General features: G+C 35.2%; 17 protein-coding genes. 3 read left to right on the top strand and 14 right to left on the bottom strand.

The features are described 5' to 3' along the window. The first annotated feature begins 3 nt into the window (after nt 1–3). From rbbA to CJP74_RS03190, 3 genes are read left to right on the top strand one after another with little or no spacing between them, the layout of a single operon-like run. Nucleotides 4–2,757 (top strand): ribosome-associated ATPase/putative transporter RbbA, encoded by a 2,754-nt coding sequence (gene rbbA, locus CJP74_RS03200; protein WP_119496826.1) that lies wholly within the window; start codon nt 4–6, stop codon nt 2,755–2,757. Continuing rightward, on the top strand, nt 2,758–3,882 hold the full coding sequence (locus CJP74_RS03195) for an ABC transporter permease (protein WP_119496825.1): 1,125 nt from the start codon (nt 2,758–2,760) through the stop codon (nt 3,880–3,882). 2 nt (nt 3,883–3,884) lie between these two features. Then, the gene (locus CJP74_RS03190; protein ID WP_119496824.1) at nt 3,885–5,297 is read left to right on the top strand and encodes a TolC family protein; all 1,413 of its coding nucleotides are present in this window, start codon (nt 3,885–3,887) and stop codon (nt 5,295–5,297) included. Nucleotides 5,298–5,360: 63 nt separating this feature from the next. On the opposite strand, the gene pgsA is transcribed toward CJP74_RS03190, so the two are convergent. From pgsA to murC, 14 genes are all read right to left on the bottom strand, one after another. Beyond that, a complete protein-coding gene (pgsA, locus tag CJP74_RS03185; RefSeq protein WP_119496823.1) occupies nt 5,361–5,981 on the bottom strand; it encodes a CDP-diacylglycerol--glycerol-3-phosphate 3-phosphatidyltransferase in 621 nt (206 codons plus the stop codon). A gap of 23 nt (nt 5,982–6,004) precedes the next feature. Then, nucleotides 6,005–7,360 carry a lysine-sensitive aspartokinase 3 gene (gene lysC, locus CJP74_RS03180; RefSeq protein ID WP_119496822.1) on the bottom strand — a complete coding sequence of 452 codons (1,356 nt, stop codon included), beginning with the start codon at nt 7,358–7,360 and terminating at the stop codon, nt 6,005–6,007. 176 nt (nt 7,361–7,536) lie between these two features. Further along, a complete protein-coding gene (parC, locus tag CJP74_RS03175) occupies nt 7,537–9,804 on the bottom strand; it encodes a DNA topoisomerase IV subunit A (protein ID WP_119496821.1) in 2,268 nt (755 codons plus the stop codon). Nucleotides 9,805–9,812: 8 nt separating this feature from the next. Then, nucleotides 9,813–11,693, bottom strand: a complete 1,881-nt coding sequence (gene parE, locus CJP74_RS03170; protein WP_119496820.1) for a DNA topoisomerase IV subunit B — start codon at nt 11,691–11,693, stop codon at nt 9,813–9,815. Further along, nucleotides 11,690–12,529 (bottom strand): MutH/Sau3AI family endonuclease, encoded by an 840-nt coding sequence (locus tag CJP74_RS03165; protein WP_119496819.1) that lies wholly within the window; start codon nt 12,527–12,529, stop codon nt 11,690–11,692. Before CJP74_RS03165 ends, parE begins: the two co-directional genes overlap by 4 nt. Beyond that, nucleotides 12,516–13,385, bottom strand: coding sequence for a prolipoprotein diacylglyceryl transferase (gene lgt / locus CJP74_RS03160; protein WP_119496818.1), 870 nt, complete (start codon nt 13,383–13,385; stop codon nt 12,516–12,518). Before lgt ends, CJP74_RS03165 begins: the two co-directional genes overlap by 14 nt. Before the next feature lie 48 nt (nt 13,386–13,433). Next, nucleotides 13,434–14,279, bottom strand: coding sequence for a sulfite exporter TauE/SafE family protein (locus tag CJP74_RS03155; RefSeq protein WP_119496817.1), 846 nt, complete (start codon nt 14,277–14,279; stop codon nt 13,434–13,436). Nucleotides 14,280–14,283: 4 nt separating this feature from the next. Beyond that, nucleotides 14,284–14,757, bottom strand: coding sequence for an RNA pyrophosphohydrolase (locus tag CJP74_RS03150; protein WP_119496816.1), 474 nt, complete (start codon nt 14,755–14,757; stop codon nt 14,284–14,286). A gap of 166 nt (nt 14,758–14,923) precedes the next feature. Further along, nucleotides 14,924–15,853, bottom strand: coding sequence for a UDP-3-O-acyl-N-acetylglucosamine deacetylase (gene lpxC / locus CJP74_RS03145; protein ID WP_119496815.1), 930 nt, complete (start codon nt 15,851–15,853; stop codon nt 14,924–14,926). A gap of 184 nt (nt 15,854–16,037) precedes the next feature. After that, nucleotides 16,038–17,678, bottom strand: coding sequence for an FtsZ/tubulin family protein (locus tag CJP74_RS03140; RefSeq protein WP_119496814.1), 1,641 nt, complete (start codon nt 17,676–17,678; stop codon nt 16,038–16,040). Nucleotides 17,679–17,805: 127 nt separating this feature from the next. After that, nucleotides 17,806–19,146, bottom strand: a complete 1,341-nt coding sequence (locus CJP74_RS03135) for a hypothetical protein (RefSeq protein WP_119496813.1) — start codon at nt 19,144–19,146, stop codon at nt 17,806–17,808. A 381-nt stretch (nt 19,147–19,527) separates the two neighbouring features. Beyond that, nucleotides 19,528–20,424 carry a cell division protein FtsQ/DivIB gene (locus CJP74_RS03130; RefSeq protein WP_119496812.1) on the bottom strand — a complete coding sequence of 299 codons (897 nt, stop codon included), beginning with the start codon at nt 20,422–20,424 and terminating at the stop codon, nt 19,528–19,530. Nucleotides 20,425–20,472: 48 nt separating this feature from the next. Beyond that, nucleotides 20,473–21,459: a D-alanine--D-alanine ligase gene (locus tag CJP74_RS03125; RefSeq protein ID WP_119496811.1), complete on the bottom strand. Its 987-nt coding sequence runs from the start codon at nt 21,457–21,459 to the stop codon at nt 20,473–20,475. Between the two features lie 8 nt (nt 21,460–21,467). Further along, nucleotides 21,468–22,910, bottom strand: coding sequence for a UDP-N-acetylmuramate--L-alanine ligase (gene murC / locus CJP74_RS03120; RefSeq protein ID WP_427909964.1), 1,443 nt, complete (start codon nt 22,908–22,910; stop codon nt 21,468–21,470). Between the last annotated feature and the right edge of the window lie 7 nt (nt 22,911–22,917).

Here is a 22,917-nt window from a genome sequence, read left to right as displayed (position 1 = left end):
ATTATGGATACAAATAATCTAGAATACGCCGTTAGTGTAAAAAATCTAGAACATTTCTATAAAGATAATCATGCAATTAAAGGTATAAATCTGAATATTCCTTTAGGTAAAACCATAGGTCTTATTGGACCTGATGGGGTGGGAAAATCCACTTTATTATCATTAATTGCTGGTGTTAAGATTATTCAGCAAGGTTCGCTTGAGGTATTAGGACGTGACATTAAGATAAAAGCTGAGCGAGATATTTTAGCCCATGAAATAGCTTTTATGCCTCAGGGGTTAGGGAAAAATCTTTATCCAACTCTGACAATTAACGAGAATATAGAGTTTCATGCTAATCTCTTTGGTCTGAATAAAAGTGAGCAAGAAGCAAGAATCTCACGTTTATTAGAAGCTACAGGCTTAGCTCCCTTTCGTGATCGTCCTGCAGGTAAATTATCTGGAGGGATGAAACAAAAACTTAGCCTCTGTTGTGCTTTAATTCATGATCCAAAACTTTTAATTCTTGATGAACCGACTACAGGGGTAGACCCTTTATCTCGTCGCCAATTCTGGGAATTAGTAAATTCTCTGCGAGCTGAAAGTGGCAATAGCATGACCGTAATTGTAGCCACAGCTTATATAGATGAAGCTGAACAATTTGAATATTTACTGGCTATGGATGATGGTTTAGTAATTGCCAATGACTTAACGCAAAATGTTCTAAAACAAACGCAAAGTGATAACCTCGAGGATGCTTACATTAAGTTACTCCCTCCTGAAAAGCGCGGAGCTGTAGGTGGCTTTTCTATAAGTCCATTTGAAGTAGATCCCAACGAGCCTCCTGTAATTGAAGCGCATGATTTAACCAAAAAATTTGGTAACTTTACTTCGGTAGATCATGTTAGCTTTTCTATTCCACGCGGTGAAATTTTTGGCTTTTTAGGTTCGAATGGTTGTGGTAAATCTACAACTATGAAAATGTTAACTGGACTTTTAGAGCCAACCGAGGGTACGGCTAAACTTTTAGGCAAAGTTCTTGACGCTTCCGATATGGAAACGCGTAAACATGTAGGTTACATGTCACAATCTTTTAGTTTATACGAAGAGTTAACTGTAGAAGACAATCTTCTTTTACATGCTAAATTATTCGATTTACCCAAAGAGCAATGGCAAAGCCTTATCGAAACTTCTTTAAAACAATTTGATTTAAAAGAGTATGCTAAGGAAAAACCTGCAGATTTACCTCTGGGAATAAAGCAACGTCTCCAACTTGCTGTTGCTTGTTTACATAGTCCGCAAGTACTAATTCTCGATGAGCCTACTTCAGGGGTTGACCCTGCGGCCAGAGATATGTTCTGGCAGTATTTAATTAAATTATCCCGTGAAGATAAGATTACCATTTTCATTACCACTCACTTTATGAATGAGGCAGCAAGATGTGATCGTATATCTTTAATGGATAAAGGAAAAGTACTGGCTATAGGTACGCCAGAAGAACTGCGACAAGCCAAAAACTGTGATACTTTAGAGCAAGCATTTATTGAATATCTTTTAGATAATATTCCGAAAAAAGATAATGCCGTTGATGCTCAAGCTTTAAATAACCAAATCACCCTTGAAGAGCCACAAGGCAAGAGTAATCCAATAAGAGCATGGGTAGCCTTAGTTTACGCCTTTAGTAAACGCGAGACTAAAGAGCTTATTCGTGACAAAATTCGCTTATTTTTCGCTATATGTGGTTCATTAATTCTCTTTTTATGTATGGGATCAAGTATTTCATTTGATATAAAACCTATGAAATATATGGTCCTCGATCAAGATAAGAGTTCATTAAGTTATGAACTCGAACAAGCATTTGCTGGGTCTAACTATTTTAATTATCAAGGAAGTCTGCAATCTCCAGAACAAGTAAATGAAGTGCTCCGTAAAGGACAAGCCAAAATTATTATTGAAATTCCAACTAATTTTGGTGAGGATTTACTTAAAGGCAATAAACCAAGAGTAGGAGTATTTATTGATGGTACCTATCCTTCTTCAGGAGAAAATGCTAAAAATATTACTCAAGCGATTTTACAAGAGTTTGTTGTTTCTTATTACAAAGAGCAAGGAGTGGTAGTAGATTTAAGTAATATTTCACCTATAGTGCAACGTTATGTCTACAACCAAGACTTCAAAAGTGTTAATGCTATAAGTCCTGGAATTATTATGTTAGCGATGATTTTAATTCCTGCGATTATGATGGCAGTGGGGGTAGTGCGAGAAAAAGAAATAGGTTCAATTATGAACTTATATGGTTCTCCAGCTTCCAAATTCCAATTTTTACTGGGAAAACAAATCCCTTATGTAGTTTTATCTTTCTTTAGTTTTGTCCTATTAATCTTATCGGCAGTATTTATTTTCTCGGTACCAGTTAAAGGTTCACTACTTGCCTTACTTCTTGGGGGCTTACTTGTATCCATAGCATCTACGGGCTTTGGTTTATTAGTTTCAAGCTTTGTAAAAACACAAGTAGCTGGTTTATTTTTAACGGCAATTATTGCCATGGTACCTACCATGAACTTTTCAGGGATAATTACTCCAACTTCAACTTTGGCACCTGCATTACAGTTTTTTGCTCATTTAATGCCAGGGGCATGGTTCCAGATGATAAGTTTAGGTGGATTTACTAAAGGTTTAGGCTTTATAAACTTTATCCCTTATTATTTAGGGTTAATCGCAATTTATATCGTTTATATTACCTTAGGGACAATCTTACTGAAAAAACAGGAGAAGTAAATGAAAACCTGGTTTAAAAATGTCTTTTACTTATCCATGAAAGAATTTCGTAGTCTGTTTTCAGATCCTATTCTAATTGCCTTAATTGTTTATTTATTCTCAATGGCTGTATATTCAATTGCTAGTATGCCAACTACCGAGATAAAAAATGGGGCAGTAGCTGTAGTTGACTATGATAAATCAAGTTTAACTTACAGACTCCGAGATAGTTTAAGAGAGCCTAGTTTTAAAAAAGTTGAAGAAATAAACTATAAAGATATAGACAAAAACATGGATCAGGGAAACTATACATTTATTATAGTTTTTCCGCCTAATTTTGAAGCTGATTATTTGAAACAACAAAATCCTAAGATTCAAGTTTTAGTTGATGCTACTTCTATGACCTTAGCTAATGTTGGTTCGTCCTATATTAATCAAATTTTTACTTCCGAAATTAGAAGCTACTTTAAGCAACAAAATATATCTTTACCTCTGGATCCTGAGATAAATGTTCTCTATAACCCTAACTATTACAGTAGCTGGTATATGGGAACCAATCAGATTTCAGGCTTTATGACCTTACTGATTCTGTTATTGGTAGGAGCAGCAATTATTAGGGAAAAAGAAAGAGGAACTATTGAACACTTACTGGTAATGCCTGTAAATACTAGTGAAATAGCAACCGCTAAAATTATTTCTAATAGTTTAGTATTACTTTTAGCCGCTACGCTATCGCTAATTATTATGATTAAATTAGTCATAGGCGTGCCTTATCCTCTAACGCAAATTCCTCTCTTCATTTTAGGAGCTGCTGTATTTTTATTCTCAGTATCTTCATTGGGAATAGTTATGGCTGTAGCAGCCCCAACTTTACCGCAATTTGCGTTAATTTGTATCCCTGTATATGTTGTGTTAAATATGCTCTCTGGGGCTTTATCTCCAGTAGAAAATATGCCTACTTTAGCATATGTGGTTAGCCAATTTTTCCCAACTACTATTTTCAATGATTATATGGCTGATATTATTTATCGTCATGCTAGTTTATCTGATGTGTGGTTGAACTTAGTTAAACTTCTGGCATTAGGATCAGTATTTATTGTCATAGCTTTCAGAAAATTTAAATCCATGTTAGCAAAACAAGGTTAAATATGAAATTATTTACATCTTCGGCACTAGTGGTAATCGCTTTAACCTTAGCAGCGTGCTCTACTAATGTAAGTCAAACATCAAGTGTGCAACTTCCTGATAAGTTCACTAATGTTCAAACTGCAGGAGCTGACCAAAATAGACAAAACTTAGAAAGTTGGTGGCTAAACTGGAATGATCCTGTATTAACAAATTTAATAGAGCAAGGTTTAAAAAATAACTTGGATTTAGCCTCAGCTCAAGCTAAATTAGAACAGGCTTTGGCACAAAGTAATCTTAGTAAAGCCGATTTAGGACCTTCGCTAGGGGTAGTAGGACAGGGTTCGGTGAGTAGAAGTAAAGTCGAAACTGAGCCAAATGTCTTTGAACTGCCATACTCCAATCGAAGTATGCTAGTGGGAGGAATTAACGCTTCTTGGGAAGTGGATATTTTTGGTAAAAAACGCTCTGATGCCGATGCTGCTTATCATACGGCTTTAGCAAGTCAAGATCAGTTTTACGGGACGCAATTATTAATTACTGCTCAAATTGCTCAAACCTATTTTCAACTGATTGCGGTTACACAGCAAATTCAAGTGTTAAATGCACAATTAGAACAACTGCAAAAACTTGAAGCTTATGTGGCAGGACGTTATAACGCAGGGCAAACCTACTATAGTGATCTTCTCCAGGTTAAACAGCAAGTTGCAAGCCTAAAAGCAAGCCTAGCTACATTTCCTGCTCAAAGAGACTCTTTAGTACGTCAGCTAGCAATTTTAACGGGTAATGTTCCAGAAAAATTTACTCTAGTTGTAAATCCAGATTATGCCTTTAATCTTCCTGCTATTCCAGGGGCACAGCCTTCAGATTTATTAAATCGTCGTCCTGACTTAAGAGCTAATGCTCAGTTAGTTGAAGCTGCAGCTGCTAAAGTTGCTTCGGCTAAAGCTGATTACTATCCTCGCTTTACCCTTAATTTCTTAGGCATGGGGGGGAGAATTGAGTTAAGTGATGGTCTGGACTATGCTAGTGGGGCTTCAGGAATTTTAGGTTTAAATATTCAACTGCCTATTTTTACTAATGGTCGTATTAAAGCCAATGTAGTTGCCTCAAATGCTGCCTTAAGACAAGCTATGATTAATTATGATAAGAATTTACTGCAAGCTCTTGCCGACGTAGAAAATGCTTATCAACTCCAATATAGCTTAGGTGAACAACGTAGTCATTATGAGCAAGCTTTTGCTTATGCAACAAGCCAAGATCAACAGTTTTATGAGCTCTATAAATACGGCGATAAAACTTTAGGCGACGCCATAAACGCTACTCTAGATAAGTATAAAGTACAGCTTAATTTAATTAACAGCAAGTATCAAGCTGCCGTTAACATGCTTTCTTTATATAAAGCTTTAGGTGGCGGTTGGAGTGCCAACAATTAGAACAACACACAAATAAATGAAGGTCCCGAGAGAAATCTCGAGACCTTTTTTCAAATGCGCAATTTACTGTTGTTGATTTTTTTCTACTTCGCTTACAGATTTAATGCCTATAACTAGATAGTCGATCATCGACCAAAGGGTTAAGACTACCGCAAGCCATACTAGAGCTATGCTAGTATATTCAATCCAATTCATTCCCATATAAATGTCAGAGTAACGATTTGGTCTCCATAATAAAAAGCAAATCGAAGTCATTTGCGCTGTAGTTTTTATTTTACCTAAGTAAGATACAGCTACTTTTGAAGACTGTCCTAGACTTGCCATCCATTCTCTTAAAGAAGAGACTATAATCTCACGACATAAAACGATAATAGCTGCTATAGTCACAAGCACATCGTTATGCTCTAAAAATGGGCTTTTGGTGTATTCATAGACAATTAAAACCAAAGCAACACAGACAATTAATTTATCTGCCACCGGATCTAGAAAACGACCAAAGTTAGAAACTGCATTGAGACGTCGTGCTAAAAAACCGTCAATCCAGTCAGTTACCGAGGCGATTAAAAAGATCAATGCCGTGTAAAAGTGAGCTGGACGAGATGGCAAAATAAAATAAATCACGACCATTAAAGGTATAAGAACTAACCTAAACAGGGTGAAATAAGTTGGGATTGTAATACGCATTTGATTTCCTAAAGATACAAAATTTATTCAAATAGGTTTTTATGTAATTGAATAATTGTAGAGTCTGCTTTTTCTGCAGGCACTAAGAAGCAAATATTATAGTCACTTGCTCCTTGACAAACCATACGGAAAGTACAGTTATCTAGAGCTTGTAAAGCTTTGCTTAGACCTGAAGTTTGAGATAATTTATTACCAATTAAAGCAATTAAACTATAATCGTGTTCGATTTTAACTGAACCTAGTTCGTGTAATTCAGCTAGTAGTTCTGGGTTATTTAATGAACCGTGACCTTGATTTTGTTTATGGTCTACAGTTACAGCCAGAGCAACTTCTGAGGTAGTAACACAATCAATTACCACATTGTATTTTGAGAAGATGCTAAATACTTTAGATAAAAATCCTGAAGCACCAAGCATTCTTAAGCTAGAAATAGTTAAAATTGATTGATTACGTTTAAAAGCAACACCACGGAAAGTTGGTGGATTATCAACATTTTTGCTAATCCAAGTACCACCTGCTTTTGGATCTTTACTATTACCAATAAATACAGGAATATCTGCACGCACAGCAGGTAAAATTGTTGCTGGGTGTAATACCTTAGCTCCAAAAATAGCCATTTCAGAAGCTTCTTTAAAGCTAATAGTTTCAATACGTTTAGCGTTAGGAACAATGCGTGGGTCGGTAGTATAAATACCTGCTACATCCGTCCAAATATGACAAGCTTTAGCTTTAATAACTTCAGCAAATAAAGCAGCTGAGTAGTCAGAGCCACCGCGACCTAATAAAGTTGTTTTTCCTTCTTCCTCTTGACCAATAAAGCCTTGAGTAATGATTTTAGCTTCATGGTCAGCTAATAATGATAAAACTTTATCTGCATTTTCTAAAGTACGTTCTAAAATAACTTGAGCTTCAGAAAAGTTGGCATTGGTTTTAATTACATCACGTGCATCTAAATATTCTGCACGAGCACCTTGTTCTTTACATAAGTGAGTAAAGATCATAGTTGACATAAGTTCACCATGACCAACAATAGCAGCTGCTAGAGCTTCATTTGTTGATAAACTAGCCGCTTCAGAAAGGCTGGAAATGTGATTTAAGCAAGATTCAATACGTTGAGCAATCTCTTCTGGGAATTGAAGACGATTGATAATATTAAATTGAATAATACGTATTTTCTCAATGATTTCTTTTCTTCTTTCTGTGTCACAGCCAGACGCTAATTCAACAAGTAAATTCGTAACTCCTGCGCTTGCGCTAAGAACTACTACTCGTACATTAGGGTCGCTATTAATAATGTTAAAACAATTTAACATTGAATCGTAATCGGCAACTGAGGTGCCACCAAATTTGGCTACAATGTAGTTCGAGTCTTGTGACATATTCTAAATTAGGTAAATCAAGCTACTGCTTGAATAGGGTTAATACAATCAAAAAAAATGAGTTTATAGAGTATTTTGTCTAGTTGTATATTTTACAACTAATGAAAAGAATTTGCATAACTATTTATGCCTAAATGAGTAAAAAAGGTGGACTTTCAGAATCCACCTTTAAAAAATTATTTGATTAAAATAACTGAGTTATCGGTAAGGCCTTTAATAATATTTCGTCCTTTATTACCGCGTGTACTTTTTACTTTATTTAAATCATTTACGCTAATGTTAGACTTGCGACTGCCGTTTTTAATTTGGAGTGAATTATTAAGATCAACCACAAAGAGATATTTTAACCATTCTTGGTTGCTCGTAAAATCTTTGCTATTAATATTAATTAGTTTAACTCCCGAGCCTTTAGCACGACTTGGAATTTCTTTTACTTCAAATTTTAAGCAACGTCCTTTATTAGTAATAGGTAAACACTCAAACTTACCATTTTCTACCTCTAAACTAAAGTCAGCAGGTAAAACAATAGGAGCAAGAAGTTGAGCTTGTTCTTTTAAAGTAAAAACATTGCGTCCAGCTTTAGATTTAGTCTCAAAGTTTTCTACCTCAGTTAAAAAGCCATCCCCTGAAGTTGAACTTAAAAGAACAAATTGTTTTGGCTCAGCAGTAAACATGCCACGAATGCTTGCTTGATCAGGAAGCTTGAAAAAGGCAGTAATTGCTTCACCATAGCCTCGCATACTCGGAAGAGTGTTAGCCATAAGACTATAAGATCTACCTGTTGAGTCTATAAAGTAAATAGTATCGGTAGTTTGGCACTCGAGCATTTGAGCAAATTCATCCCCATTGCGGTAGTTTAAATTCTCTAAATTTAAACCATGTCCTTTACCACAACGAATCCAACCTTGTTTAGAAATAACAACCGTCACTGGTTCTTGGCTAATTTCTTCTTGTACTTCTACAGGTTTGGCTGCTTCACGTTCGACAAGCTTACTCAGACGTGGATTACCAAATTCTTCTTTGGCAGCCAGAAGTTCTTTTTTAACCTGTTGGTTGAATTTAGCTTTACTTGCTAACAAGCTATTGATTTGTTTTTGTTCTTTGAGTAACTCTTGCTCTTGTTTACGTAAAGCTTGTTCTTCAAGTTTAGCAAGGTTACGTACACGTAAGTCAAGAATTGCCGTAGCTTGTTCTTCAGTTAGAGAAAAGGTTGCCATTAACTCATCTTTAGGTTTTTCGCTATTACGAACTATAGCAATTACCTGCTCGAGATTATTAAAGGCAATTAAAAAGCCTGCAATACGCATGAGCTCGGCAGCTACTTTTTCTAGGCGGTGCTCATAACGACGACGAACAATAATTTTTCTAAACTCTATCCATTCGTTAAGGATTTCCACTAAGCCTTTAACTGCAGGGCGATCATTTAAGCCAATCATATTTAGATTAACTCTTTGGGTTTTCTCTAAATCTGTTTGCACAAAAAGTTGTTGCATTAGGCTTTGACCGTCTACGCGCGAGGATTTAAGTTGTAACACAACTCTTACTTCATTTTCGGAAGAGTCATCGCGAACATCTTCAATTTGAGGCGTTTTTTTGCTTTGAATTAATTCGGCAATTTTAGGAATTAAAGTTGTCGCTGACTGAGCTGGGAGCTCAGTAATAATAATTTGATCCTTTTCTTGATGCCAAACTGCACGTTGACGAATAGTACCACGCCCTGTTTTATAAATTTCATACAGCTCTTGGTAGCTATTAGTAATTTCGGCACCTGTTGGGTAATCTGGACCTTTAACATATTGCATTACTTGCTCAAGACCGCTTTTAGGTTCGTCAATTAAAAGACAACAAGCATCGACAATTTCATTTACATTGTGAGGTGGAATATCGGTAGCCATACCCACGGCTATCCCTGTAGTTCCATTTAATAAAATATTTGGTAAGAGCGAAGGTAAGTATACTGGTTCTTTTTCATCCCCATTATAGTTAGGCTCAAAGTCTACATTACCTGCATTTAATTCTCGCAGTAAACTTTTAGCATAAGGGCTAAGAAAAGATTCAGTATAACGCATGGCCGCAAAACCTTTAGGGTTAAATAATTCCCCAAAGTTACCTTGTCCACTTACTAAAGGGTAACGGTAAGAAAAGTTTTGTGCCATGATTACCAGAGACTCATAACAAGCTAAATCTCCGTGTGGGTGGAAACGACCTAACACTTGCCCAACAGTATAAGCAGATTTTTTCTTTTTCTCTTTACTGTTAATCCCTTCGATAGCCATGGTATAGATAATACGTCTTTGTACAGGTTTTAAACCATCGCCAATATAAGGTAAAACACGATCTTTAATTACATAGGTAGCATAGTTTAAGTAAGCATCTTCACAATAGGTTGCTAAGTCAAACTCTTCTACGCCTTCGTAATTGATATTGTTGTTAATTTCACTCATAAAATTTATTAATCACTTACTTTAGTCACATCACCTTTTGCTTCTAACCAATCACGACGGTCACTAGCTCGACGTTTAGCCAAGAGCATATCGACCATTTTTTCTGCGTTTTGGCGATCGTGATTCCAGCGTAGTTGTAATAATCTTCGGTTATTTGGATCTAGGGTAGTTTCTCTTAATTGATCTGGATTCATTTCCCCTAACCCTTTAAAGCGCGTGATTCGAATGTTTTTATTATTTTTATATTTGGCAAGAACGGCATTTTTTTCCGATTCATCTAAAACATAGTGTACTTTACTTCCCACATCAATACGGAATAAAGGTGGTAAAGCAACATACACATGTCCATGGTCGATTAAAGTCGGGAAGTGCTTCATAAATAAGGCACAAATTAATGTAGAAATGTGAGCCCCATCACTATCGGCATCGGCAAGAATACAAATTTTGCCATAGCGTAAGCCACTTAAATCTGTAGAGTCTGGATCTAGTCCTATAGCCACGGCTATATCATGCACTTCGTTATTTTTTAATACTTCGTTTGAAGAAACTTCCCAAGTGTTAAGAATTTTTCCTCGTAACGGTAGAATTGCTTGGAATTCTTTATTGCGTGCCATGCGAGCAGATCCGCCTGCCGAGTTCCCCTCAACAATAAAGAGTTCGGTGCGAGAAAGATCTGAAGAAATGCAGTCAGTTAATTTACCAGGTAAACGCGGACCCGAACTAACTTTTTTCCGCACTACTTTATTTTCTTTGGCAATTCTATCGCGAGCATTGTTAATAAACACTTGCACTAGCTCTTTAGCAAGGTTAATATTTTGGTTTAACCAAATAGTAAAAGAGTCCTTAACTTGAATATTAACAAATGCCGAAGCTGCACGTGAAGTAAGCTTTTCTTTAGTTTGTCCTTGGAATTGTGCTTCACGCATTTTTAACGAGAGAATAAAGTTACAGTGATTCCATACATCATCGGCAACTAGACTGGTTTTTTTATCGAGAAGATCGTGTAGATTACAAAAATCACGTACTGCTTCTAAAATCCCAGAGCGCAAACCATTGACATGGGTTCCTCCTAGGTTATTGGGGATTAAGTTAGTAAAGGCTTGGTTAACTACCACAGGAGAACCAAATTTCCAGGCAAAACTTACATCAAGTTCTTCGTTTTCACCTTTGGCATGGGCTGTAAAAACTGGATTAGGTAAAAAGTCTTCTTCTAAATGTTTTAGTAAAAACTCTTCCATACCATTTTCATACAACCAAATTTGTTGCGTTTTATGGAGTTGATCATAAAATTCGATTTCTAAGCCTGGAGCAAGTATAGCTTTAGCTTCAAAGATGCGATTTAAAGCTTTAATATCAAATTTTTCACTATCAAAGTATTTAGGATCTGTCCAAAAGCGTACACTAGTTCCTGTTTCATATTTTGGACATTTACCTATTACTTTAAGTGGTGCTTCTGGCTTACCATAATTAAAACGCATAAAGTGAATTTTGCCTTCGCGCTTTACGGTCACTTCTAATTTGCTTGAAAGGGCATTAACAACAGTTACCCCTACCCCGTGCAGACCACCAGTAAAACCATAGTTAGAACTATTAAACTTACCCCCAGCATGCAGACGAGTCAAAATAACTTCTACTCCTGATACGCCTTCTTCTTTATGAATATTTACAGGCATACCACGACCATTATCATTAACTTCTACACTATTATCTGGATAAAGAGTAACTTTTATTTTATTCCCAAAACCATTAATTGCTTCATCGACAGAGTTATCAAGTACTTCTTGGAGCAGATGATTAGGGTTAGTAGTAATCGTATACATTCCTGGTCTTTGCTGTACAGGTTCAAGACCTTTAAGAATTACCAGTTCTTCTGCATCATACTTTTTCATATATTTTTAGTTTTTAAAATTTCATTAAGGAATGATCTACGTAAGTAGAAAGATAAAGGGGGAAGATTTAAATTAAATCCATCCAGATCTTTACTTGCTACATTTTGCTTGCTATTTAAAGCTTTAACTCTTACACAAAGGAGTTTACCCACATTACTTTTTAGAGCATTATAATCGTGTTGGGTTAAAATTTGCATAATTAATTCCCAGTCTTGACGCATTTGTTCAAGCTCATGGGCATTAGGCGACCAGAAAAAAGCCTTGCCTATACGTCTTTGTCCTAAAGGAACCTCAGGATTAGACTCAACAGGAACAAAGAGAATCTTTTTTAGCTTGTAAAAAACGTGACTTGTTTCCCAAGCTTGCATCATGTAACTATTAGTTGGCAAGCTAGAGACAAAGACATCGCTTTTAGCTCCCCCCGTTGGGGTTATTGCCAGAGTTTTTAACTCAACCCCGAGTTCAATAAAGTCTTGCGTTGGTTTAGAGCCAGCTTGAGCTCCGAGAGCTAATTCAATTAAGTTGCCTAGCCAGCCTCGATTAAATTGCAAGTTGTCGATTAATTCTACGGCGTGCTTTTGCGCTACTTGAGCAACAGTTTTACCTGCAATAGCTTGGCAGTATGCGAGCAATTGCCCAATAGTTTTAGGAGCAGGACTTGGGCAAACTTGCCCTGCAAAAAGACTAGAGTGAGGTTCAAAATTTAAGGCAAAGTCTTTTTGGGCCAGATTACTAGCTTGCTTAGCTTCAAGGCTATTGGCAACTAAAAAATATTGCTGTTGCTCGAGCTTGCTCGCTTGCTTGTTCTCTTTGAAATGCCATTTATCCTTTGTCATATTTTAGTGCTCGTTTTTTACTGCTTAGCATTATCCAAAGCCCAACAATAATCATAGGTAGAGACAGAAGTTGACCTTGGGTAAAGAAAGCAACAATATAGCCTAATTGCGCGTCTGGTTCACGGAAAAACTCAACAATAAAGCGACTTAAACCATAACCAAATACAAAAATTCCTGAGAGTAAACCTGGAAGATTTAAACGACGTTTACGCACAATAATTAAAATTATTAGTAGTACCGCACCTTCGAGAATTGCTTCGTAAAGTTGCGACGGATGACGAGGAACATTTCCTCCAGTAGGGAAAATCATTGCCCAAGGAACATCTGTAGCTCGTCCCCAAAGTTCACCATTAATAAAGTTAGCTAGGCGTCCTAAGCCCAGAGCAAAAGGAATTACCGTTGCCCCTAAATCGGCTACTTGCCAGAAGTTATGTTCTTTACGCGTTTGCCAATAGAGAGCAACTACGGCGCCGACAAAGCCACCATGGAAAGACATGCCCCCTTTATGTAAGTAGAAAACTTCAATAGGGTGAGCAAGGTAATAGCTCAGGTCATAAAAAATAACGTAAAATAAGCGACCGCCAATAATAGCTGCCAGAAAGCAGTTTATAGCAATGTCATTGAATTTACTTGCCGTGAGATTTGCATTATAAGTGCTTGAGTGTTTGTGATCACTTTTTAAGAGCAAATAGTTAAGTCCTATAGCCCCCGCTAAACCAAAAAGGTAAAACAAGCCATACCATCTAACCGAGAAACCAAAAATAGAAAAGGCAACTGGGTTAAAGTCAGGAAAATTTAAATAGGCAAAAGAATTTTGAGTTAATAAAATTGCCCCGAGTAAGATTAAAAACTTCATGAAATTAACAAATAGCTTAAAACGTTGAAAAAAGGCTAGTTATAAAAACTAGCCTAAGTGTACTTCACTAATTAATAAGTAACCATCATATAACATATCAATAGCTACGAGAATTAAGAAGTATGCAAAAATTCTTTTTACTTTGGCTGCAGGTAAAATAGATTGTAGTTTTACTCCTTGATGAGCAAAAATTACCGATGGAATTAAAATAGCAGCAAAAGCAATTAAAGAAAAGTAACCTATAGTATAGGGCACCCCTGTATCTACATGTAATCCAGAGAAAAAATAGGTAAAAAATCCTGAAATAGCAAGAAACACTCCACAGAATGAAGAGGTTCCTAAAGCACGTTTAATTGGGAATTTACATGCATGGAATAATGGACCTAAGAATGAGCCTCCAGAAATACCTGCAGTTGAGGAGATTCCGCCAATAGCTGCTCCAGCTATAAAGCCTTTAACTGGTGGTAATTGAGCATTAGGGTCTTCTTCACCAGCACTTTTCTTTCTTAACATATTAAGCGAAGAATAGATAACTACTAAGCCAAAAAATATTTTTAAATATCCTGGATTAATTTTAGTGACAAAAAGACCTACGATAATGGAAAAAATTACCATAGGAGGAACTATTATCGTGGCAGCTTTAAAATTGATATTCCCAAGTTTATACTGTTTTAAAGAGGCGGTTATGGTATTAAATATAATCACGCCAAAACTAGTTTGAATACAAATTGGGAGTAAATACTTAGGGTCAATAGGAAAAATACTTGGGAGAAGATAGTTTAAAACTGGAACTATTACTAGTCCTCCACCTAAACCTAATAAGCCCGAACTCAAGCCTGAAAAAATCCCTGCGAGTAAGCAAGATACGATGAAAATAATTATTTGACTATCCATAATCCTAAAATCTAGGTTTGCGTTTAAAAACAAAACGGGCAAATTCTTTTAAAACTTTACGATATACTTCTTCTTTAAAATAAACTGCGTTGCGAATAGGATACCAATAACTTACCCAACTATGTGCGACAAATTCTTTAGCAAAAGAATAATCGATTTCAGCATTATCATCAATTAATTGCACGAGGAACCATTTATGCTTTGCTCCCGTAAAGTTATTAAAGTGAAAAGGATACTTATAACTTAACCATTTACGGCTTTCAGCAATAATGCGAATTTGATGAGGTTTTATTCCGGTTTCTTCCTCGAGTTCACGATACATAGTTTGTTCTGGGGTTTCACCTTCTTCAATTCCTCCTTGAGGAAATTGCCATTGCGGGTATTTAGCAAGCTTGCCTAACCATAGTTTACCTTCTTTATTCATAATAATTATGCCTACGCCAGGGCGTAAGGAATCATTATTTTTTTTAAGGTTCATGTGAAACTTCCTTTAGGTATAGTTTAGATTTTAGGCGCTAATTAAATTAGACTTAAGGAGCCTAAACGGCTAAACTAAAATATAAGATACTTGCAATATTATAGTACAAATGGCAATTTATTGCCAAAAAAAGAAACCGCATGCGAACATGCGGTTTGCTATTAAATTAAGCGTAAACTCTTACGTCTGCAACAACTGTTTGTTGGAGTTCTTCGCTTGCATTGTTTTCGAAGATAACTTCTTCAAAAGCTTGCTCTGCTAAAAGTTTACGAACTAGAAGGTTGTTTAAGTGGTGACCTGATTTATAAGCTCTATAGCTACCTATGAGGTTGTGACCACATAAGAATAAATCACCAATAGCATCTAACATTTTGTGACGAACAAATTCGTTATTGTAGCGTAAACCTTCTTCGTTAATAATACGGTTTTCGTCTAAAACTATAGCATTTGCTAAACTACCACCACGACATAAACCGTGTTGTTGTAAGTATTCGATATCTTTTAAGAAACCGAAAGTACGGCAACGTGAAAGTTGTTCAACAAAGTTTTTAGTTGTTAAGTCCATATTGAAGTGGCTTAATTCTTTAGAGAATACTGGGTGATTAAAATCAATAGTAAAGTCTAAATTAAATTTATTGCCTTCAACAGGTACAAGTTCAGCAAATTTATCTCCGTCTTCAACACGTACTTTTTTAGTAATACGGTAGAATTTTTTCGGAGCTTCTTGATGAACTAAACCAGCGTCTTGGAAAAGAATTACAAAAGCTGCTGAAGAACCATCCATTACAGGAACTTCAGGTGAGTTTAGTTCTACATAAAGGTTATCAATGCCAAATGAAGAAATAGCAGCCATTAAGTGCTCAATAGTTTGCACACGTACGCCTTCATCAGATACTAAACCTGTACATAAGGTAGTTTCACGTACTAAATGAGGTTCTGCTTTAATTTCTACAGCTGGATTTAAATCAACACGACGGAATACAATACCAGTGTTAGCTGGAGCAGGGATTAGTTTTAACATTACATTGTTACCTGAATGTAAACCAATTCCTGAAACTTCAATAGTTTGTTTTAATGTTCTTTGATAGATAGTCATATAAAATCTTTATTTTTGTTAATGTTGTTCTGTGTTTTTTATTATTTATAAGCTGAAGTTCTCATAGAAGTTTCATGCTTATAATTTTTCATTCTAACATTATATTATAACAGAAAAAACAAACAAATACTAATAATATTTAAAAGTAGAGGTATGTTTTTTACAACATACCTCAAATAAATAATTATTCATCAATTGCAAGATCATCAGCTAAGAAAGAAAGCTCTTTTTCTTTAGGTGCTTCTTTTTCTTCAGCTTTTGGATTCACAAAAGGATTATTTGCCTCAGGTAAAACAGGAGAACGGTATTCAGCTGCGTTATCTGCAGTTGAAGCTTGTCCTTGTCCTGCTGCTTGTAAAGCTTCAAGGATTTGTTGTTTAATAGCGTCATCTAAATTACTTAGTTGAGCAAATAAATCACCTTGATTTACCGCAGCTGTTGCCGTAGCCGCTGTAGCTACTGCGGCCGCAGGGGCTGCAGGTGCAGGCGTTGCTTTAGGTGCTGGTGCCTGAGCTGCACGGTTATCTAAAATTTTTGCAGATCTATCAGGTTGAATTGAAAGATTATCTGCAACTTTATTATTTACCGTTGGCGTCGGGGTAACTTTATGAGTTGGTAAAGTGTGTGAAATAGATTCTTGAATTGGAACAATAGTTTGTTCGTTTTCTCTATTGCTATCGTGAGTACCCATACCTGTAGCCACAATAGTAATATTTAGACGTGGAGCATTGTCTTCGGTATCAGGTAATTTATCATAAGCAAAAATAACCTGAGGACCATTGTTTTTAATAGACTCAATTTTCTCTTCGTCTAAATTATCTAAATCATCAAGAAGCTCATCGAGAATATCATCATCGTCATTTTGGTTAACGCGTGAGAATTTAGAAACAAATTGGTTCATAATTCTTTGCGTAAAGTGACTTGAACACTCTAAAAGAATTAAGAATGCTGTTGCTTGCTCAATATTCGAACGCGTAATTAATGGCGATGTTGTTACTTCATTATAAATATAATCGATTGTAGCATCTGGATCTTCATTAATTTTTTCTAATTCTTGACCCGCAAGACTACGGTAAAGAATTTGTGATTTACCACCGTTATTTAGAATAGTTTTTAAATCTTCAAAGTCGGTATTAATCGTAGTAGGGTTACGAATAATTTTGATAACCCCAGAAATGGCATTAGAAAGAATTTTATTAGCTTCATCTAAACCTTGGGTAAATTCATAATCAGGGTAGAAATCGACAATTTTTTGGTTATCGATCATGATTAATGAATCTGAGTACTTATAAAGGTTTTTAATGCCGTAGAAAGCGTTGCGCTTACGGTTTTCATATCTAAATGGTAATGTAACTAAAGATACTACTATAGCCCCTACGCTTTTTGCTGCTTCAGCAACAATAGATGAGCCTAAAGTACCTGTACCACCACCCATACCAGCAGTAATGAAAACTAAATCAGCACCAGTAACAATTTCGGTAATTTCTTTAATAGATTCTACTGTAGCATTACGACCAACGTTAATATTAGCTCCAGCTCCTTTACCTTTTAAAGTATTTTTACCTAAAACTAATTTATTTTCACATTGGAGATTATTTAAGCAGTTTTCATCGGTATTGAAAATGTAGTGAATAACACTTTTACCTACATTATCCATATACCCAGGTTGCTTATATAGATAATCAACAGCATTGTTACCTGCACCACCTACGCCAATAACAATGATCTTTTCTAATTGATCTCTTTCTTTCATTTCTGTTTTACCGCCGTTTGAATTCAAAACTGGAAGTACAATTTCATTTTCCATAGTTGTTTGAATTGTCATTAAGAAAAACCTTGTGGATGGTAAAGAATTTATTCTTGCGTCTAAATTCTCAAATTAGGAATACAATAAAATTAAATTGAGACTCTAGGTCTTATTTATCATAGTATTAGATTTGTAAAACTCCTAGCTACATTTTGAAAAACTTCAATAAGGATACAAAAAATCCAAGTTTTATCGGTTTAGGTTGAGCTAAATGGAAGTTGTAAATTAATCCTAAGGATGTTGTGAATTGGTCGAGGTATTGCAGATATTGTTTGTAACTAACTCTGCCACTTGTATCGACCATTTGGTTACTAAAACTAAAACATACTCCATCGATCATCTTCGCTTTATTACCTATACGTAAGGTAGTATGAGCAAATTTTAGTTGATCATCACTAGAAGAATAAATCAATTGCTTAGTTTTTACATTCATTGAAGGTAAATAACTCGTAGAATGATTTAGCATTCCTGTAACTAGGTTAAGCGAAGTTTCATCGCTTGTTGAAGTAGTATTTAATTTGGCATCTTGGCGTTTTAGACTTTCTAATTCATCGGTAAGTCTCTCAGAAAATATTAAAGAGACTACTGAGGAAATGTCATAAAGATCTGCCCCATACCCCATAAAGTTAATCTTAACTTTACTTAAGAAATTATCTGTAAATCTTAAGTTGTTGCGATCTAGTTCTCTAAATTTGTCATAGCAAAGATGAAAAACTTCTTGTAAGGGTAAGATAATTGCCTGTTCAATTTCACTCAAACTAAAATTGATATTAAAGAGAGGAAATCTTAAGTCAACTTTTGAGCGAGTTGCTAAAAATCTATAACCTCGCAGGCCATTATAGATAGTTTCTAAAGGAAGAGGAGATCTAACCCTAGGACTATTATTTACCCCATTGACTATTTCTTTAAATCCTTTTTCTACACTTAGGGAAGAAACGGTATAGTCATTTTGATCGGTAATAAAATTAATCCATGCTGAGTTATAGCATAAATTTAGATTAATTAAATAAGGTTTGTCTTCTGGGCTGTCTTCAACTAAAAGTGTTGTTGTAGCTGTATCTGCTGTACATTTGAAAATTTTCTCATCACTTAAAACAACATCTTCAGCAAAAAAGTGTTCTTGTAATATCTGTTTTAAAATGTGTGTCTGTATAGTTGCTTGTTTTCTTAACTCAGAAACAATGATGTTGTAAGAGATTTTTTTAACTACCAATTTCCCATTGGCAACTTCAAGGTTTAAGCTTTTAGCCGTTTCATTACTATAAATGCGTAAGTGATTGTCTAAAAAATCTTGAAGATTTGCGACTACCGAGCTCGTAAATAGATCTTTATTGGTAATATTCCCGAAGTTAATCCCTTGAAGGTCACCTCTTTTTAAAGCAAGGAGATTTACAGTTTCATTGTCAACATAACCTGCAGCTAAATTAATTTCTTGGGAGTCAATATGGATTGACAGAATTAAGTTCTTTGATTTACTGTTTGCCACAATGTTAACGTGTAAAGCTTATTAATATTTTATATTATTATCCCGTAGTAATTACTAAAAATGAACTCTAATCATTTTATGAAAAAATGCGGGTATTTTCATTTACTATTTTACAACAAATCGCGAGAAAAACGGCTTTTTTTTAACAATATTTTGAAAAATTAACAAATTGTATTCTTTAAATTACTGAGAAGGTATAAAAAAACGGACAAAAAGTATATTTAAACCTATATAAATAGCTAAAATGTTTAAAATTTAGGCATAACTTTTTTTGTCCAAAGCAAAAACATCTAAGTTTTTGATAATTAACTAAAAAGAATAATTTAGTCTAAAAATAGCTCTGAACCTATTAGCAAGTTCAGAGCTAGAGTTTAATTATCTTTAATTTAAATCGTCAGTATAGTTTCCTTTAACTGGTTCAGAAGAGAAGTTGGCATTATATAGAGGTTGCCCTCCTTTGCCTGGAACCAAACTAGTAACTAAGACATTTTTTGCTAAATTTTCTGGAATAAATTTTATGGAAATACCATTGTTATAGCGCAGATCTACATAATCTACGAGATAACCTTGCGGAACTTTTATTTGTTCGGCTGCAAGTAAAAAGCGTCGAATACTTTCATTAATATTTACCGAATCTAAATTCAGTAAAATACCATTACTTAAAAGTATTTGCCATGCATCAGAAGAATCTACTCTAATTTCTTTAATGCTTAAATTCGTTGAATCTAAGTCATCTTTTACTTGTAACCAATAGTTTAATGCTGTTTGAATGTAATATTGATTAGAAATTAGAACAGGTATTTGATTATCAATAAGATCACTATTTAAATCAATTACCTTATTTTCACTTTGTTGTGCATTTTGCTGTTCTTGCTTAGGACTATAAAATAATTTACCATCCTCTGTTATGTATCCCACTTTATTTCCATCCGTCCAAATAGCATAGGGTTTATATTCTTGCAGACGAATATTAACAGTATTTGGCCATACTTTGTTGACCATAACAAATTTTATCCATGAATAGCCATCAAGCTTATCCACGAGGTTTTTGGTATTGAAACTAAAGTATCCCTTATCTTTATTATCTGAGTTAGTTATAGCCGCTAAAATATCTTCGCTATTAGTAAATTTTAAATTAGTATTAATTTGATACTGATCCATTGGGGTAGTATCAATAAATTGACCAATACGACTTCTTTGGCTAATTAAAACTATTAAGAGAATCAGTAATATTAGGCTAATATAGAATACTTTGGCTTTTATAATCCGTTTTAACATAATCAATACAAAATATATCCAGCTGGTGCTGGATATATTATAAACTTATTAACCTAATTCGACATCATTAATTGCATCGACAAGAACATGTAAGCAAAGTTTAGTATAATCCATGCCACGATATTTAGCTGCCATAGGGAATAAACTGTGGGTAGTCATCCCTGGGTTAGTGTTTATTTCTAGAGCATAGAATTCACCTTCTTGGTTGCTTAAAATATCAACGCGACACCAGCTTTTAATTCCTACTGCCAAAGTAGCTTTTTCGGCAAGGGCAAGAATTTTTGCCGTTTGCTCAGGGCTTAGATTAGCAGGACATTCATAGCGTGTATTATCATCAAAGTATTTTGATTGATAATCGTAGAACTCATATTTTTTATCAATAATAATCTCAATAGCAGCTAAGGCTTTATTATTTAAAACTGGTACTGAGTATTCTTTACCATTAATAAATTGTTCTACCAGAACTTGATTGTCAAGTTTGGCTGCTGTAATTAGAGCAGGTAAAAGCTCTTCTTTACTTTTTACTTTGCTAATCCCAATTGACGAACCTTCCAGATTTGGTTTAACAAAGAGAGGCAGACCTAGATCAGCAATAATTTTATCGAGATCAAGAGTATCTTGTTGTTCAAGTATTTGGTTCGCAGTTAGATTAATAAAAGCTGAAGTCGAAACTTGACTTTGTAACCAAACTTTTTTGGTTAATAGCTTATCTAGAGTTAAAGCTGATTGTAGAAGATTACAACCTGAATATTTAATGCCTAGAACATCAAGAAAACCTTGTACTTGTCCGTCTTCGCCAAAGCGTCCATGTAAGGTATTAAAGACAAGATTGAAGCCATCTTTTTTTAGATTAATGAGATCGTAAAATTTTGGATCAATTTTATGCACATCAAGGTTTAAACTACTTGCTTTTAAAGCCGAGTAGATACCATCTCCAGAAAGAAGAGAAATTTCTCTTTCATTTGAAGTACCACCGCATAAAACCGCAATTTTATACTGTTTAAGATCTTCGACAGTGTATTTATTTGTTTTCATAGCCTAAATTAACTTAGTTTTTTCCACCCTGAATTTGCTAGAGCCGCATTTACTTTACGGGAAACCGAACCTGCTCCTTGTGAAAATACCACATCATTGTCTTGCAGAATCAGATCTAAAATTTCACCAAGGTCTTTTTGTCCTACGGCAATACAGTCTTTACCTAGTTTACGAATTTCATGCGAAAGACTTTGCGAGTCAGCTCCTACGATAGGGTCTTCACCAGCTGGATATACATCTAAAAGAATAACTTGATCTGCTTTGCTTAAAGTTAAAACAAAGTCATCAAATAAACTAAGCGTACGTGAATAGCGATGTGGCTCAAAAAGCATTACTAAACGACGCTCTGGAAATACTTCGCGAGCAGTATTAATAGTTGCTTCTAATTCGGTCGGGTGGTGACCATAGTCATCAATAAATAAAGCCTTACGTTGCTCATCAATTTGATATTCACCTATGCGATCAAAACGACGACCTGCCCCCGTAAATGCTTTTAAGCCTTCTTTAATTTTATCTAAAGGAAGACCTTCATTTAGAGCTACAACTAGAGCTGCTGTAGCATTAGAGGCATTATGACGACCTGATGCCGATAATTCTAAGTCAATTACTTCTTTTTCAGGAGTTAGAACTGAGAATTTACAGCTAAAAAATCCTGGGGTATAAGAAATAATTTGGTAATCAGATCCTTCAGAGTAGCCGTAAGTTATAGTTTTACGACCAATACGCGGAATAATGTCATGAATAGTTGGTGAGTCATAACAAACTACAGCTGTGCCATAAAAAGGTACATTATGCAAGAAATTTACATAAGTATCGATCATACGGTTAAAGTCCCCTTGGTAGGTTTCCATATGATCTTTTTCAATATTAAGAATAACTGAAGTAAATGGAGTTAGATGTAAAAAGGAAGCATCTGACTCATCTGCTTCAGCAATCATGTATTTTCCTTGCCCTAGACGTGCATTACTGCCTGCATTTTTAACTACCCCACCATTGATAAAAGTTGGATCTAGACCAGCAGCTGTAAATACTGTAGCAAGCATTGCCGTAGTGGTAGTTTTACCATGTGTACCAGCAACAGTAATTCCGTGTCTAAAACGCATGATCTCTGCTAACATTTGCGCTCGACGGATAATTGGAATGCCTTTTTCACGAGCAGCAATAATTTCAGGATTACTTTCTTTAATTGCCGAAGAAACAACAATAATTGCAGCCTGATCGATATTTTCTTTTTTATGCTCAGGGTAAATAGTAATACCCATGTTTTTTAATTTGCTGATAGTAGCATTTTGTCCAATATCTGAGCCAGAAATTTCATAACCAAGGTTTTTTAACACTTGGGCAATTCCTGACATCCCTACCCCACCAATACCTATAAAGTGAATATAGCCTTCAATAGGCATGTGACGTTGTTGCATTGGATTCTTTTCGTCAATAATTTGCTTAATCATATATAAA

The organism is Psittacicella melopsittaci (assembly GCF_003585925.1).
Classification (GTDB): Bacteria; Pseudomonadota; Gammaproteobacteria; order Enterobacterales; family Psittacicellaceae; genus Psittacicella; species Psittacicella melopsittaci.
Note: the sequence above shows the minus strand (reverse complement) of the source record. Positions and strands in the feature narration are given on the sequence as shown.